The 12,290-nt window shown below is 60.4% G+C and carries 12 protein-coding genes; all 12 read left to right on the forward strand.

Translation table 11 applies throughout. From position 1 onward, the window contains the following. The first annotated feature begins 46 nt into the window (after positions 1-46). On the forward strand, positions 47-4,246 hold the full coding sequence (gene rpoC / locus PSPA7_RS03965) for a DNA-directed RNA polymerase subunit beta' (RefSeq protein ID WP_012074227.1): 4,200 nt from the start codon (positions 47-49) through the stop codon (positions 4,244-4,246). 151 nt (positions 4,247-4,397) lie between these two features. Continuing rightward, positions 4,398-4,769 (forward strand): 30S ribosomal protein S12, encoded by a 372-nt coding sequence (gene rpsL, locus PSPA7_RS03970; protein ID WP_003093744.1) that lies wholly within the window; start codon positions 4,398-4,400, stop codon positions 4,767-4,769. Between the two features lie 99 nt (positions 4,770-4,868). Further along, positions 4,869-5,339: a 30S ribosomal protein S7 gene (gene rpsG, locus PSPA7_RS03975; RefSeq protein ID WP_003093742.1), complete on the forward strand. Its 471-nt coding sequence runs from the start codon at positions 4,869-4,871 to the stop codon at positions 5,337-5,339. Positions 5,340-5,369: 30 nt separating this feature from the next. Next, entirely contained in the window at positions 5,370-7,490 is a 2,121-nt protein-coding gene (fusA, locus tag PSPA7_RS03980) for an elongation factor G (protein WP_003149316.1), read from the forward strand. A 30-nt stretch (positions 7,491-7,520) separates the two neighbouring features. After that, a complete protein-coding gene (gene tuf, locus PSPA7_RS03985; protein WP_003115146.1) occupies positions 7,521-8,714 on the forward strand; it encodes an elongation factor Tu in 1,194 nt (397 codons plus the stop codon). A gap of 157 nt (positions 8,715-8,871) precedes the next feature. Next, entirely contained in the window at positions 8,872-9,183 is a 312-nt protein-coding gene (gene rpsJ / locus PSPA7_RS03990) for a 30S ribosomal protein S10 (protein ID WP_003103876.1), read from the forward strand. A gap of 82 nt (positions 9,184-9,265) precedes the next feature. Continuing rightward, a complete protein-coding gene (rplC, locus tag PSPA7_RS03995; RefSeq protein WP_003103877.1) occupies positions 9,266-9,901 on the forward strand; it encodes a 50S ribosomal protein L3 in 636 nt (211 codons plus the stop codon). Positions 9,902-9,914: 13 nt separating this feature from the next. Next, complete coding sequence (gene rplD, locus PSPA7_RS04000) at positions 9,915-10,517, forward strand: 50S ribosomal protein L4 (protein WP_003093737.1); 603 nt, start codon at positions 9,915-9,917, stop codon at positions 10,515-10,517. Further along, positions 10,514-10,813 (forward strand): 50S ribosomal protein L23, encoded by a 300-nt coding sequence (gene rplW, locus PSPA7_RS04005; protein ID WP_003093736.1) that lies wholly within the window; start codon positions 10,514-10,516, stop codon positions 10,811-10,813. The genes rplD and rplW overlap by 4 nt, the downstream gene beginning before the upstream one ends. A gap of 11 nt (positions 10,814-10,824) precedes the next feature. Continuing rightward, the gene (rplB, locus tag PSPA7_RS04010; RefSeq protein WP_003103878.1) at positions 10,825-11,646 is read left to right on the forward strand and encodes a 50S ribosomal protein L2; all 822 of its coding nucleotides are present in this window, start codon (positions 10,825-10,827) and stop codon (positions 11,644-11,646) included. 16 nt (positions 11,647-11,662) lie between these two features. Beyond that, positions 11,663-11,938, forward strand: coding sequence for a 30S ribosomal protein S19 (gene rpsS / locus PSPA7_RS04015; protein WP_003093734.1), 276 nt, complete (start codon positions 11,663-11,665; stop codon positions 11,936-11,938). Positions 11,939-11,950: 12 nt separating this feature from the next. Continuing rightward, a complete protein-coding gene (gene rplV, locus PSPA7_RS04020) occupies positions 11,951-12,283 on the forward strand; it encodes a 50S ribosomal protein L22 (RefSeq protein WP_003103908.1) in 333 nt (110 codons plus the stop codon). The last annotated feature ends 7 nt before the right edge of the window (positions 12,284-12,290 follow it).

The following is a 12,290-nucleotide window of genomic DNA, read 5'->3' on the forward strand; positions in this document are numbered from 1 at the left end:
CGGCTGGTCAAGGCCGGTCGCACCGGGTCCGTGAGGAGGAAAGGCCTTGAAAGACTTGCTTAATCTGTTGAAAAACCAGGGTCAAATCGAAGAGTTCGATGCCATCCGTATTGGCCTGGCTTCGCCCGAGATGATTCGTTCCTGGTCTTTCGGCGAAGTTAAAAAGCCGGAAACCATCAACTACCGTACCTTCAAGCCGGAGCGCGACGGCCTGTTCTGCGCCAAGATCTTCGGCCCGGTGAAGGACTACGAGTGCCTGTGCGGCAAGTACAAGCGCCTCAAGCACCGTGGTGTGATCTGCGAGAAGTGCGGCGTGGAAGTCGCCCTGGCCAAGGTGCGCCGCGAGCGCATGGGCCACATCGAGCTGGCTTCGCCGGTCGCCCACATCTGGTTCCTGAAGTCGCTGCCGTCCCGTATCGGCCTGCTGCTGGACATGACCCTGCGCGATATCGAGCGCGTGCTCTATTTCGAGAGCTACGTGGTGATCGATCCGGGCATGACCACCCTGGAAAAGGGCCAACTGCTGAACGACGAGCAATACTTCGAGGCTCTCGAGGAGTTCGGTGACGATTTCGATGCTCGCATGGGCGCCGAAGCCGTTCACGAACTGCTCAACGCCATCGACCTGGAGCACGAGATCGGCCGCCTGCGCGAAGAGATTCCGCAGACCAACTCGGAAACCAAGATCAAGAAGCTGTCCAAGCGCCTGAAGCTGATGGAAGCCTTCCAGGGCTCCGGCAACAAGCCCGAGTGGATGGTCCTGACCGTCCTGCCGGTGCTGCCGCCGGACCTGCGCCCGCTGGTTCCGCTGGACGGCGGTCGCTTCGCGACTTCCGACCTGAACGACCTATATCGTCGGGTGATTAACCGTAACAACCGCCTGAAGCGCCTGCTCGACCTGGCCGCTCCGGACATCATCGTGCGCAACGAAAAGCGCATGCTGCAGGAAGCCGTCGACGCCCTGCTCGACAACGGCCGTCGCGGCCGGGCCATCACCGGCTCGAACAAGCGTCCGCTGAAGTCGCTGGCCGACATGATCAAGGGCAAGCAAGGTCGCTTCCGTCAGAACCTGCTCGGCAAGCGCGTGGACTACTCCGGTCGTTCCGTGATCACCGTGGGCCCGACCCTGCGCCTGCACCAGTGCGGTCTGCCGAAGAAGATGGCCCTGGAGCTGTTCAAGCCGTTCATCTTCGGCAAGCTGGAAGGTCGTGGCATGGCCACCACCATCAAGGCCGCCAAGAAGATGGTCGAGCGCGAGCTGCCCGAGGTCTGGGACGTTCTCGCCGAGGTCATCCGCGAGCATCCGGTTCTCCTGAACCGTGCGCCGACCCTGCACCGTCTGGGCATCCAGGCGTTCGAGCCGGTCCTCATCGAAGGCAAGGCGATCCAGCTGCACCCGCTGGTCTGCGCCGCGTACAACGCCGACTTCGACGGTGACCAGATGGCCGTGCACGTTCCGCTGACCCTCGAGGCCCAGCTGGAAGCGCGCGCGCTGATGATGTCCACCAACAACATCCTGTCGCCCGCCAACGGCGAGCCGATCATCGTTCCGTCGCAGGACGTGGTAATGGGTCTGTACTACATGACCCGTGAAGCGATCAATGCGAAGGGCGAGGGTATGGCCTTCGCCGACCTGCAGGAAGTCGACCGCGCCTACCGCAGCGGCCAGGCGTCCCTGCACGCCCGGGTGAAGGTACGCATCAACGAGAAGGTCAAGGGCGAGGACGGTCAGCTGACCGCCAATACCCGCATCGTCGACACCACCGTCGGCCGCGCGCTGCTGTTCCAGGTCGTTCCGGCCGGTCTGCCGTTCGACGTGGTCAACCAGTCGATGAAGAAGAAGGCGATCTCCAAGCTGATCAACCACTGCTACCGCGTGGTGGGTCTGAAGGACACCGTCATCTTCGCCGACCAGCTGATGTACACCGGTTTCGCCTATTCGACCATTTCCGGCGTCTCCATCGGCGTCAACGACTTCGTCATCCCGGACGAGAAGGCGCGCATCATCAACGCCGCCACCGACGAAGTGAAGGAAATCGAGAGCCAGTACGCCTCCGGCCTGGTAACCCAGGGCGAGAAGTACAACAAGGTGATCGACCTGTGGTCGAAGGCCAACGACGAAGTGTCCAAGGCGATGATGGCCAACCTCTCGAAAGAGAAGGTCGTCGACCGCGAGGGCAAGGAAGTCGACCAGGAGTCCTTCAACTCCATGTACATGATGGCCGACTCCGGTGCGCGGGGTTCCGCGGCCCAGATCCGCCAGCTGGCGGGCATGCGCGGCCTGATGGCCAAGCCGGACGGCTCGATCATCGAGACCCCGATCACCGCTAACTTCCGTGAAGGTCTGAACGTACTCCAGTACTTCATCTCCACCCACGGTGCGCGTAAGGGTCTGGCGGATACCGCGCTGAAGACCGCGAACTCCGGTTACCTGACCCGTCGCCTGGTCGACGTGGCCCAGGACCTGGTGGTGACCGAGATCGATTGTGGCACCGAGCACGGCCTGCTGATGTCGCCGCACATCGAAGGCGGCGACGTGGTCGAGCCGCTCGGCGAGCGCGTGCTCGGCCGCGTGATCGCGCGTGACGTGTTCAAGCCGGGCAGCGACGAAGTCATCGTGCCGGCCGGTACCCTGATCGACGAGAAGTGGGTCGATTTCCTCGAGGTGATGAGCGTCGACGAAGTCGTCGTGCGTTCGCCGATCACCTGCGAAACCCGTCATGGCATCTGCGCCATGTGCTACGGTCGCGACCTGGCCCGTGGCCATCGCGTCAACATCGGTGAAGCGGTCGGCGTCATCGCCGCGCAGTCCATCGGTGAGCCGGGCACCCAGCTGACCATGCGTACCTTCCACATCGGTGGTGCGGCCAGCCGGACCTCGGCTGCCGACAACGTCCAGGTGAAGAACGGCGGCACCATCCGCCTGCACAACCTGAAGCATGTGGTGCGTGCCGACGGCGCGCTGGTCGCGGTATCGCGTTCCGGCGAGCTGGCGGTCGCCGACGACTTCGGTCGCGAGCGCGAGCGCTACAAGCTGCCGTACGGTGCGGTGATTTCGGTCAAGGAAGGTGACAAGGTCGACCCGGGCGCCATCGTCGCCAAGTGGGACCCGCACACCCACCCGATCGTCACCGAGGTGGACGGTACCGTGGCCTTCGTGGGCATGGAGGAGGGCATTACCGTCAAGCGTCAGACCGACGAACTGACCGGCCTGACCAACATCGAAGTGATGGATCCGAAAGACCGTCCGGCTGCCGGCAAGGACATCCGTCCGGCCGTGAAGCTGATCGATGCCGCGGGCAAGGACCTGCTGCTGCCGGGTACCGACGTACCGGCGCAGTACTTCCTGCCGGCCAACGCCCTGGTCAACCTGACCGACGGCGCCAAGGTGAGCATCGGTGACGTTGTCGCGCGTATTCCGCAGGAAACCTCGAAGACCCGCGACATCACCGGTGGTCTGCCGCGCGTTGCCGACCTGTTCGAGGCCCGTCGTCCGAAAGAGCCTTCGATCCTGGCGGAAATCAGCGGCACCATCTCCTTCGGCAAGGAGACCAAGGGCAAGCGCCGTCTGGTCATCACGCCGAACGATGGCAGCGATCCGTACGAGGAGCTGATTCCGAAGTGGCGTCACCTGAACGTGTTCGAAGGCGAACAGGTGAACCGCGGCGAAGTCATCTCCGACGGCCCGAGCAACCCGCACGACATCCTGCGCCTGCTGGGCGTGAGTTCGCTGGCGAAGTACATCGTCAACGAGATCCAGGACGTCTACCGCCTGCAGGGCGTGAAGATCAACGACAAGCACATCGAGACCATCCTGCGTCAGATGCTGCGCAAGGTCGAAGTCAGCGAGTCCGGTGATTCCAGCTTCATCAAAGGCGACCAGGTGGAACTCACCCAGGTGCTGGAAGAGAACGAACAGCTCGGTACCGAGGACAAGTTCCCGGCCAAGTACGAACGCGTTCTGCTGGGTATCACCAAGGCCTCCCTGTCGACCGAGTCGTTCATCTCCGCGGCGTCGTTCCAGGAGACCACCCGCGTCCTCACCGAAGCGGCGGTCACCGGCAAGCGCGACTTCCTGCGCGGCCTGAAGGAGAACGTGGTCGTGGGTCGCCTGATCCCGGCCGGTACCGGTCTGGCTTACCACAGCGAGCGCAAGCGTCAGCGCGACCTCGGCAAGCCGCAGCGTGTGAGTGCCAGCGAGGCGGAAGCCGCACTGACCGAAGCGCTGAACTCGAGCGGTAACTAAGCATCAACGACAAGCCCCGGCTATCCCGATAGCCGGGGCTTTGTCTTGACGGTGTACAAGAACCTCTTTACTATTTTGTACCCCGAAAATTGGCAGGGCGCACGCTCTGTCATTTCGTTTGTGTGTCGTAAGACAATCAGTGGAGCTATAGATGGCAACTATCAACCAGCTGGTGCGTAAGCCGCGCAAGCGCATGGTCGACAAGAGCGACGTGCCTGCGCTGCAGAACTGCCCGCAACGTCGTGGCGTATGCACCCGCGTATACACCACCACGCCGAAAAAGCCGAACTCGGCACTGCGTAAGGTATGCCGTGTACGTCTGACCAACGGTTTCGAGGTTTCCTCGTACATCGGTGGTGAAGGTCACAACCTGCAAGAGCACAGCGTAGTGCTGATCCGTGGCGGTCGTGTAAAGGACCTTCCGGGTGTGCGTTACCACACCGTGCGCGGTTCGCTGGACACCTCGGGTGTCAAGGATCGTAAGCAGGGTCGTTCGAAGTACGGCGCCAAGCGTCCGAAGTAATAGCGTTTTTATATTTATCTGAGTCGATAAGAGTAAGGTCGGGCGTAACTTGATTGTTATGGTCCCGGGCTAACCTGAAGACCGTTTGAGGGCTTATCAATGCCAAGACGTCGTGTAGCGGCCAAGCGTGAAGTGCTGGCTGATCCGAAATACGGAAGCCAGATCCTGGCCAAGTTCATGAACCACGTGATGGAAAGCGGCAAGAAAGCCGTTGCCGAGCGTATCGTTTACGGTGCGCTGGACAAGGTGAAGGAACGCGGCAAGGCCGATCCCCTGGAAACCTTCGAAAAAGCTCTCGATGCCATCGCTCCGCTGGTCGAAGTGAAGTCCCGCCGCGTAGGTGGTGCGACTTACCAGGTTCCGGTCGAAGTCCGTCCGTCCCGCCGTAATGCCCTGGCCATGCGTTGGCTGGTGGACTTCGCCCGCAAGCGTGGCGAGAAGTCCATGGCCCTGCGTCTGGCTGGCGAGCTGCTGGATGCCGCTGAAGGCAAGGGCGCAGCAGTCAAGAAGCGTGAAGACGTGCACCGTATGGCAGAGGCCAACAAGGCCTTCTCGCACTACCGGTTCTAATCGCGCTGCCCAACCCCCGAGGACCTTATTGTGGCCCGTACTACACCCATCAACCGCTACCGTAATATCGGTATCTGTGCCCACGTTGACGCGGGCAAGACCACCACCACGGAGCGGGTTCTGTTCTATACCGGCGTCAACCACAAGCTGGGCGAAGTGCATGACGGCGCTGCGACCACCGACTGGATGGTGCAGGAGCAGGAGCGCGGTATCACCATTACCTCCGCTGCCGTTACCACCTTCTGGAAGGGCTCGCGCGGTCAGTACGACAACTATCGCGTGAACGTCATCGACACCCCCGGTCACGTAGACTTCACCATCGAGGTGGAGCGTTCCCTGCGTGTACTGGACGGCGCTGTCGTGGTGTTCTGTGGCACCTCCGGCGTAGAGCCGCAGTCGGAAACCGTATGGCGTCAGGCCAACAAGTACGGCGTACCGCGCATCGTCTACGTCAACAAGATGGACCGCCAGGGTGCGAACTTCCTGCGCGTCGTCGAGCAGATCAAGAAGCGCCTGGGTCATACCCCGGTTCCGGTCCAGCTCGCCATCGGCGCCGAGGAGAACTTCGTCGGTCAGGTCGATCTGATCAAGATGAAGGCCATCTACTGGAACGATGACGACAAGGGCATGACCTACCGCGAGGAAGAGATTCCTGCGGAGCTCAAGGACCTTGCCGAAGAGTGGCGTTCCAGCATGGTCGAGGCCGCGGCCGAAGCCAACGAAGAGCTGATGAACAAGTACCTCGAAGAGGGCGAGCTCTCCGAAGCCGAGATCAAGGAAGGCCTGCGCCTGCGCACCCTGGCCTGCGAGATCGTTCCGGCCGTCTGCGGTTCCTCGTTCAAGAACAAGGGCGTTCCGCTGGTTCTCGATGCCGTCATCGATTACCTCCCGGCTCCGACCGAGATCCCGGCGATCAAGGGTGTCAGCCCGGACGACGAGACCGTCGAAGACGAGCGTCATGCCGACGACAACGAGCCGTTCTCCTCCCTGGCGTTCAAGATTGCCACCGACCCGTTCGTTGGTACTCTGACCTTCGCTCGCGTTTACTCCGGCGTCCTGAGCTCTGGCGACTCCGTCCTGAACTCGGTGAAGGGCAAGAAGGAGCGCGTTGGTCGGATGGTGCAGATGCACGCCAACCAGCGTGAAGAGATCAAGGAAGTACGCGCAGGCGACATCGCTGCCCTGATCGGCATGAAGGACGTCACCACCGGTGACACCCTGTGCTCGATCGACAAGCCGATCATCCTCGAGCGTATGGACTTCCCCGAGCCTGTGATTTCGGTTGCGGTAGAGCCGAAGACCAAGGCCGACCAGGAGAAGATGGGTATCGCCCTCGGCAAGCTGGCCCAGGAAGACCCGTCGTTCCGCGTCAAGACCGACGAAGAGTCCGGTCAGACCATCATCTCCGGTATGGGTGAGCTGCACCTGGACATCATCGTCGACCGCATGAAGCGCGAGTTCGGCGTCGAGGCCAACATCGGCAAGCCGCAGGTGGCTTACCGTGAGACCATCACCAAGGACAATGTGGAGATCGAAGGCAAGTTCGTTCGCCAGTCCGGTGGTCGCGGCCAGTTCGGTCACTGCTGGATCCGCTTCTCGGCCGCGGACGTGGACGAGAAGGGCAACATCACCGAAGGCCTGGTGTTCGAGAACGAAGTCGTGGGTGGTGTGGTTCCCAAGGAATACATCCCGGCGATCCAGAAGGGTATCGAGGAGCAGATGAAGAACGGCGTCGTCGCCGGCTATCCGCTCATCGGCCTGAAGGCTACCGTTTTCGATGGTTCCTACCACGACGTCGACTCCAACGAGATGGCGTTCAAGATCGCTGCTTCCATGGCGACCAAGCAACTGGCCCAGAAGGGTGGTGGCAAGGTGCTCGAGCCGATCATGAAGGTAGAGGTGGTGACTCCTGAGGACTACATGGGTGACGTGATGGGCGACCTGAACCGTCGTCGTGGTCTGATTCAGGGGATGGAGGACACGGTTTCCGGTAAGGTTATTCGTGCCGAGGTTCCGCTGGGTGAGATGTTCGGTTATGCGACCGACGTGCGTTCCATGTCCCAGGGTCGCGCGAGCTACTCCATGGAATTCTCCAAATACGCCGAAGCTCCGTCGAACATCGTCGAAGCGCTGGTTAAAAAACAAGGTTGATTCAGCCCTTTAAGTAAGAGGTTTACTGTCGTGGCTAAGGAAAAATTCGAACGTAACAAACCGCACGTCAACGTCGGCACCATCGGTCACGTTGACCATGGCAAGACCACTCTGACCGCTGCACTGACCAAGGTCTGCTCCGACACCTGGGGTGGTTCCGCTCGTGCCTTCGATCAGATCGACAATGCGCCGGAAGAAAAGGCCCGCGGTATCACCATCAACACCTCGCACGTTGAGTACGATTCCGCTGTTCGTCACTACGCTCACGTTGACTGCCCCGGTCACGCCGACTACGTGAAGAACATGATCACCGGTGCTGCCCAGATGGACGGCGCGATTCTGGTTTGCTCGGCTGCCGACGGCCCCATGCCGCAGACTCGCGAGCACATCCTGCTGTCCCGTCAGGTAGGCGTTCCCTACATCGTCGTGTTCCTGAACAAGGCCGACATGGTTGACGACGCCGAGCTGCTGGAACTGGTCGAGATGGAAGTTCGCGACCTGCTGAACACCTACGACTTCCCGGGCGACGACACCCCGATCATCATCGGCTCCGCGCTGATGGCGCTGGAAGGCAAGGACGACAACGGTATCGGCGTAAGCGCCGTGCAGAAGCTGGTAGAGACCCTGGACTCCTACATTCCGGAGCCGGTTCGTGCCATCGACCAGCCGTTCCTGATGCCGATCGAAGACGTGTTCTCGATCTCCGGCCGCGGTACCGTGGTAACTGGTCGTGTGGAGCGCGGCATCATCAAGGTCCAGGAAGAAGTGGAAATCGTCGGTATCAAGGCGACCACCAAGACCACCTGCACCGGTGTCGAGATGTTCCGCAAGCTGCTCGACGAAGGTCGTGCTGGCGAGAACGTCGGTATCCTGCTGCGCGGCACCAAGCGTGAAGACGTAGAGCGTGGCCAGGTTCTGGCCAAGCCGGGCACCATCAAGCCGCACACCAAGTTCGAGTGCGAAGTGTACGTGCTGTCCAAGGAAGAAGGTGGTCGTCACACCCCGTTCTTCAAGGGCTACCGTCCGCAGTTCTACTTCCGTACCACTGACGTGACCGGTAACTGCGAACTGCCGGAAGGCGTAGAGATGGTAATGCCGGGCGACAACATCAAGATGGTTGTCACCCTGATCGCTCCGATCGCCATGGAAGATGGCCTGCGCTTCGCGATCCGCGAAGGCGGCCGTACCGTTGGCGCCGGCGTGGTTGCCAAGATCATCGAGTAATCGCTGATCCTGCCATCAGAAAAAGGGGCCCTTCGGGGCCCCTTTTTTCGTTCGTTGGTTAAATATTGACACCCTGTGGGGGCATCCGTACAATTGCGCCTCCTTTTAACGGGCGTAGTCCGTCCGTTGGGAATGGTAAATTGGAGTCTGAGGTCAAATGCAAAACCAACAAATCCGGATTCGGTTGAAGGCTTTTGACCATCGCCTGATCGATCAATCAACCCAGGAAATCGTGGAAACCGCGAAACGTACTGGTGCTCAGGTGCGTGGTCCAATCCCTCTGCCGACCCGCAAGGAACGTTTCACCGTGCTGATCTCTCCGCACGTCAACAAAGATGCGCGTGATCAGTACGAAATTCGTACACATAAGCGTGTACTGGACATCGTCCAGCCGACGGATAAAACCGTCGATGCGCTGATGAAGCTCGATCTTGCTGCAGGCGTTGAAGTACAGATCAGCCTCGGCTAATGCCTTCGGCATTGGTCGTGTAACGCTCTGAAATGGGCGGCCATAGCGGGTGAAAGCCCCGTACACTCAAGAGGTTTACAACATGACAATTGGTGTTGTCGGTCGTAAATGCGGCATGACCCGCATTTTCACCGAGGAAGGTGTCTCTATTCCGGTTACGGTCATCGAGGTCGAGCCGAATCGCGTCACCCAGTTCAAGACTGAAGAAACCGATGGCTACCGTGCAGTGCAAGTCACCGCCGGCGAGCGTCGCGCTTCTCGCGTTACCAAAGCGCAAGCTGGTCACTTTGCCAAGGCGAATGTCGCCGCCGGTCGCGGCGTGTGGGAATTCCGTCTGGGCGAAGAGCAGTATGCCGCTGGTGACCAGATCACTGTCGATCTGTTCCAGGCAGGCCAGATGGTAGACGTTACCGGCGAGTCCAAGGGTAAGGGCTTCGCGGGCACCATCAAGCGCTGGAACTTCCGTGGTCAGGATAACACCCACGGTAACTCCGTTTCCCACCGCGTCCCGGGTTCCATCGGCCAGTGCCAGACTCCTGGTCGAGTGTTCAAGGGCAAGAAAATGTCCGGTCATCTGGGTGCGGAGCGGGTAACCGTTCAATCCCTGGAGATCGTGCGCGTCGATGCTGAACGCAATCTGCTGCTGGTCAAGGGTGCCGTTCCCGGCGCTACCGGCGGTGATGTGATCGTGCGTCCGGCAGCCAAGGCTCGCGGTTAAGGGGGAAGCTGAGATGCAATTGAATGTGAACGGCGCTCAGGCTATCGAAGTCTCCGAGCGTACCTTTGGTGGCGAATTCAACGAGACCCTGGTGCACCAGGCAGTCGTGGCCTACATGGCTGGCGGCCGTCAGGGCAGCAAGGCGCAGAAGACTCGCTCCGAAGTCTCTGGTGGTGGCAAGAAGCCGTGGCGTCAGAAGGGCACCGGCCGTGCTCGCGCTGGCACCATTCGTAGCCCCATCTGGCGTGGGGGCGGCACCACTTTCGCCGCTAAACCGCGTAGCCACGAACAGAAGCTGAACAAGAAGATGTACCGCGCAGCACTGCGCTCCATCCTTGCCGAGCTCGTTCGTCTGGACCGTCTGGTCGTCGTTGCCGACTTCGCTGTCGATGCACCGAAAACCAAGGGCCTGGTTGCCAAGCTGGACACCCTGGGTCTGAAAGACGTGCTGATCGTGACCGATGGTGTCGACGAGAACCTGTACCTCGCTGCGCGCAACCTGGCGCACGTCGATGTACGTGATGTCCAAGGTTCCGACCCCGTCAGCCTGATCGCCTACGACAAGGTGCTGGTCACCGTGTCCGCCGTGAAGAAGTTCGAGGAGCTGCTGGGATGAACCAGGAACGCGTATTCAAAGTGCTGCTTGGTCCGCACATCTCCGAGAAAGCCACGGGTCTCGCGGACGGCAAGAGCCAATTCGTTTTCAAGGTTGCCACCGATGCAACCAAGCTGGAAATCAAGAAGGCCGTAGAAAGCCTGTTCAGCGTGAAGGTACAGCGCGTCACTACCCTGAACGTCAAGGGTAAGACCAAGCGCACCGCTCGCGGTCTGGGCAAGCGTAACGACTGGAAGAAAGCGTACATCGCTCTCCAGCCGGGCCAAGATCTCGATTTCGCCACCAGCGCTGAGTAAAGGGGTGCATCATGGCAATCGTTAAGTGCAAACCGACTTCCGCTGGTCGTCGCTTTGTCGTCAAGGTGGTGAATCAGGAGCTGCACAAAGGCGCTCCCTACGCACCGCTGCTGGAAAAGAAATCCAAGTCTGGCGGCCGTAACAATAACGGTCGTATCACCACCCGTCATATCGGTGGTGGTCACAAGCAGCACTACCGTCTGGTCGACTTCCGTCGCAACAAGGATGGCATCCCTGCCATCGTTGAGCGCGTCGAATACGATCCGAACCGCACTGCACACATCGCTCTGCTGAAGTATGCAGACGGCGAGCGTCGCTACATCATCGCCCCCAAGGGCGTTGCTGCAGGTGACCAGCTGATCTCCGGTATCGGTGCGCCGATCAAGGCAGGCAACAGCATGCCTCTGCGCAACATCCCGGTGGGTAGCACTGTTCATGGTATCGAGCTGAAGCCGGGTAAAGGCGCTCAGATCGCTCGTTCCGCTGGTGCTTCCGCCCAGCTGGTCGCGCGTGAAGGTGCGTACGTAACCCTGCGTCTGCGCTCCGGTGAAATGCGTAAAGTCCTGGCTGAGTGCCGTGCGACCCTGGGCGAGGTCTCGAATTCCGAGCACAGCCTGCGTTCGCTGGGTAAAGCCGGTGCTACGCGCTGGCGTGGTGTTCGCCCGACCGTTCGCGGCGTGGCGATGAACCCGGTCGACCACCCGCATGGTGGTGGTGAAGGCCGTACCTCTGCTGGTCGTCATCCGGTATCGCCGTGGGGTCTTCAGACCAAGGGTAAGAAGACTCGCTCGAACAAGCGTACCGATAACATGATCGTCCGCCGCCGCAAGTAAATAGAGGGATACCACAGTGCCACGTTCACTGAAAAAAGGTCCGTTTATCGATCTTCACCTGTTGAAGAAGGTCGAAGTCGCGGTGGAAAAGAACGACCGCAAGCCGATCAAGACCTGGTCGCGTCGTTCGATGATTCTGCCGCATATGGTTGGTCTGACCATCGCCGTGCACAACGGCCGTCAACACGTACCGGTTCTCGTCAACGAGGACATGGTCGGCCACAAACTGGGCGAGTTCGCCGCTACCCGCACCTATCGCGGGCACGCTGCGGACAAGAAAGCCAAGCGTTAAGGGGTAAGGAAGATGGAAGTAGCCGCTAAGCTGTCGGGCGCTCGTATCTCCGCCCAGAAAGCCCGCTTGGTCGCCGACCAGATCCGCGGGAAGAAGGTGGGCGAAGCGCTCAACCTCCTGGCTTTCAGCAGTAAGAAAGCCGCCGAGATCATGAAGAAAGTGCTGGAGTCGGCCGTTGCCAACGCTGAGCACAACGAAGGCGCCGATGTGGATGACCTGAAGGTTTCCACCGTCTTCGTCAACGAAGGTCGTTCGCTCAAGCGCATCATGCCGCGTGCCAAAGGCCGTGCTGATCGCATCGTGAAGCGGTCTTGCCATATCACGGTCAAGGTTGCGGACAAGTAACGGAGTC

This window comes from Pseudomonas paraeruginosa PA7, assembly GCF_000017205.1.
Classification (GTDB): domain Bacteria; phylum Pseudomonadota; class Gammaproteobacteria; order Pseudomonadales; family Pseudomonadaceae; genus Pseudomonas; species Pseudomonas paraeruginosa.